This window comes from Hymenobacter glacialis (assembly GCF_001816165.1).
Lineage (GTDB): Bacteria > Bacteroidota > Bacteroidia > Cytophagales > Hymenobacteraceae > Hymenobacter > Hymenobacter glacialis.
The window spans coordinates 1-3,293 of sequence record NZ_MDZC01000099.1; the positions used below are offsets into that span (position 1 = coordinate 1).

At 59.4% G+C, this 3,293-nt stretch carries 3 protein-coding genes; 2 read left to right on the forward strand and 1 reads right to left on the reverse strand.

Annotated features, from left to right (window positions below; translation table 11 throughout):
• The first annotated feature begins 221 nt into the window (after positions 1-221).
• The gene (locus tag BEN48_RS14790; protein WP_070735674.1) at positions 222-599 is read left to right on the forward strand and encodes a HepT-like ribonuclease domain-containing protein; all 378 of its coding nucleotides are present in this window, start codon (positions 222-224) and stop codon (positions 597-599) included.
• Complete coding sequence (locus tag BEN48_RS14795) at positions 592-1,638, forward strand: quinone-dependent dihydroorotate dehydrogenase (RefSeq protein WP_070735675.1); 1,047 nt, start codon at positions 592-594, stop codon at positions 1,636-1,638. Before BEN48_RS14790 ends, BEN48_RS14795 begins: the two co-directional genes overlap by 8 nt.
• On the opposite strand, the gene BEN48_RS14800 is transcribed toward BEN48_RS14795, so the two are convergent.
• Positions 1,616-2,701, reverse strand: coding sequence for an acyloxyacyl hydrolase (locus BEN48_RS14800; protein ID WP_158010209.1), 1,086 nt, complete (start codon positions 2,699-2,701; stop codon positions 1,616-1,618). The genes BEN48_RS14795 and BEN48_RS14800 overlap by 23 nt on opposite strands.
• Positions 2,702-3,293: the final 592 nt, after the last annotated feature.

Consider the following 3,293-nt stretch of genomic DNA (forward strand, 5'->3'; position numbering starts at 1 on the left):
ACGAAACAGCCTGCAAAACTGGATGGCCCTGCACTGGGTGGCCTTCACGGTGCTACTGCTCCGTAAAATTGTCCCGCCTCCCACTTCCTAAACAGCTTCGCTGTTTAATTTGGTGGATTACAAGGAAGATTTGGAAAACCGGTTGGGAATTGTGGTTGACATTGGCACTGTTATTTCCCGATACGCCCGCCTGTACGTCGAGCCCGACTTACTTACAATGTATGAGCAAGCCGCTTGATTCCACCCGCCTGCAAGAGCTTCACTACGCTGCTACGCGCGTACTAACTCGTTTGCAGGATACCAACCTGCCGGAGTTTCCAGCTAATGAGGACTTGCAGGATATTGCGCTGCTCCAGTTAGTAATCATCGGTGAGGCCGCAGCCCGTGTGTCGGAAGCAACCAAGCAGCGGTATCCACAAATTGAGTGGCGACGTGCAGCGGGCCTGCGGAATTTTATTGTTCACGAATACGCCAAAGTTGATTTCGAGGTGATTTGGAGCACAGTCACACAGGAGTTGCCTGGCCTTGTAAGTGAACTACCAAGCGTATTGGAGCAGATTATAACCACCGAACAAATCGCTCGAAATAATAGTGTATAAATCTCTAGTCAAACCTACTCTTTTCAATCTCGACGCCGAGCGCGCCCACCACCTCGTTTTCGACAACCTGCGCCGTGCCGCGCGCCTGCCGGGCGCCAAGGCCCTGCTGCGCGGCCTCTACGACTACCAGCACCCCAGCTTGGCGCGGGAGGTTTTTGGGCTGAAATTCCCAAACCCGGTGGGGCTGGCGGCGGGATTTGACAAAAACGCCGTGCTCACCGATGAACTGGCTACGTTGGGCTTTGGCTTTGTGGAAATTGGGACGGTGACGCCCCGGCCGCAGCCCGGCAACCCGCAGCCACGCCTGTTCCGGCTGCCGCAGGACGAGGCCCTGGTGAACCGCATGGGTTTCAACAACGACGGGGCCGCAGTGGTGGCTGCGCGGCTGGCGCGGCGCCAGAACCGGCAGCTCCTCATCGGCGGTAACATTGGCAAGAACAAGGACACGCCCAATGAGCACGCGGCCGCCGACTACGTGGCCTGCTTCGAGGCCTTGGCCGACGTGGTGGACTACTTCGTGGTCAATGTATCATCGCCCAACACGCCCAACCTGCGCCAGCTGCAGGAGAAAAAGCCACTAATCGACTTGCTTCAGCAGGTGCAGGCCTGCAACCAGCGCCGCCCCAAACCGCGCCCGCTGCTACTGAAGATAGCCCCCGACCTGACCGACTCGCAGCTCGACGACATTCTCGAGATAGCCGAGGAAACGCAGCTCAGCGGCCTGGTGGCCACCAATACCACCATCAGCCGCGATAATCTGCTGACAGATGCCGGCCAGGTTGCGGCCCTTGGCGCGGGCGGGCTGAGCGGCCGGCCGCTGCGGGCCCGGGCCACGGAGGTCATTCGCTACCTGCACCAGCGCAGCCACGGCACGCTGCCCATCATTGGCGTAGGCGGCATCCATTCGGCGGCCGATGCGCTGGAAAAGCTGGCGGCAGGCGCTTCGCTGGTGCAGCTCTACACCGGCTTCATTTATGAAGGACCGGCGCTGGTGAGCCAAATAAACAAGGCGCTGGTTACAGCTTCACGCCAACCTTGAATTCGATAACATCGGCCGCGCCGCGGTGAATTTTCAGGTCCACAGCGCCGAAAAGCAAGTCGGTGACGTGGTACTTCAGGCCCAGGCGCTCGTAGTAGAAGGTGCTCGATTTGTAGGGCGCGTACACGTAAAATCCCAGGTGCGAGACGAAGGCCAGCCGCCCAAACAGCAGCTCGTGGCCCACAAAAGCGCCTAGCTTCTTCACATCGGGCTGCCGGACACCGGCGCGGGTGGTGTCTTGCAGCGTGGCTTTGAGACTGCGGTCGTAGAAGCCTTCCACGCCGGCCAGCAGGTTGGACTTACGGTTGATGCGGCGGCCCACGGCGGCCGTCGCCGAGTTCACAACGTACTTTTTGAGGTCGCTCTCGGAGCGCTGCTTGTAGCCGATGCTGGTGCTGAAATTGAGAAAATTGCGGCCCACATCGGCGGGGGCAGGCGCGCTGGCATTGGCCAGGGGGGCGTTGCGCTGCTCGTGGTAGTTGAGGCCCAGCACCAGCGCGGGCAGGTTGGCGCCGAAGTTGGGCTTGGTGGTGGCGCCGTTGGAGTAGTGGTTCAGGCCCAGGCCCATGAGCAGGCCAAGGTGGGGCGTGAGGGCATAGTCGTACTCAAACCGCATCTGCAGGGTGGCGTTGAAAGCCGAGCTCGCGATGTTGTTTTTGTGATTGGTGTCGCGGTTGTAGGGGTTGGTGAGATAGGCCAGGCCGGCACCCAGGCGGAAGTTGAAATCGTGCCGCGGCCCGCGCGAAAACGACTTGCTGATGTAGGGACTAGCCGCCAGCACGTGGCCCAGCTGGGGGTTATGGAAATCGTAGTACGTGAGGGCCAGGCCCAGCCGCGGAAACTGGTACCAGCCGTGCCAGTCGGCTGCGCCGGTAGTCTGGCGCTGTAGGTTCACTTCCACGCCCGTAGGGTGGGAGTTGGCCAGATGACGGATGGCGTCGGTATGGGCCACCACAAAGCTACCCTGGGCGTAGGCACCCACTATAAAAGGGCCACGGGCAGTGGGCCGCGCGGTACTCACGGAGTCTGCCTGAGCGGCAGCGGGAAGTGCCGCCAGGGCCAATAGTAAGCAACAAAGGCCGTTTCCACACAGCTTCGGCAACGCGAATACACCCATTATAATAGCTCAATAGCACGCGCAAAATTACGCTTCAAGCGCGCCAATAACAGGGGCTTACCTTGAAATTAATTCCTGTAGTGCAGCTAATCATCTGGCCTGAGATATTGCGTAAAACCGAGTTGCTAACCTCCTCGCGCTGCCCTGCCTGTTATCCCTGAGCCCTGGCTAGCTAATTCGGGCTAGAGCTGTTTTTGATTGATGCGCTGTTCGTCCGGAGCCATTGCCTGGGGAGAGAAAACCGATGCCGACGGGGCACGACTCCCGCAGCCGTGCCGGGTGCAAGGGTAATAAAACGGCTGTGGGGGCGTTGAGCGGTTGCCGAGACCGGGCAGCGAAAACCCAGCACCGGGGAAAACCCTGGTTCAGGGGGCTTTTTCAACTACTGCCCTGCTGGGCTCAGGTCTAGCCGAACGGGTTGTAAATGGGCTTATTACTTACTGATGTTACGCGGTGAATTGGGCTAGTTGCTGGTGCATGGCTTTGAGCCCAGTCAAATAGAGTTGAGCTTTTAAGCGAAAATGCCCCAGGCCGAATT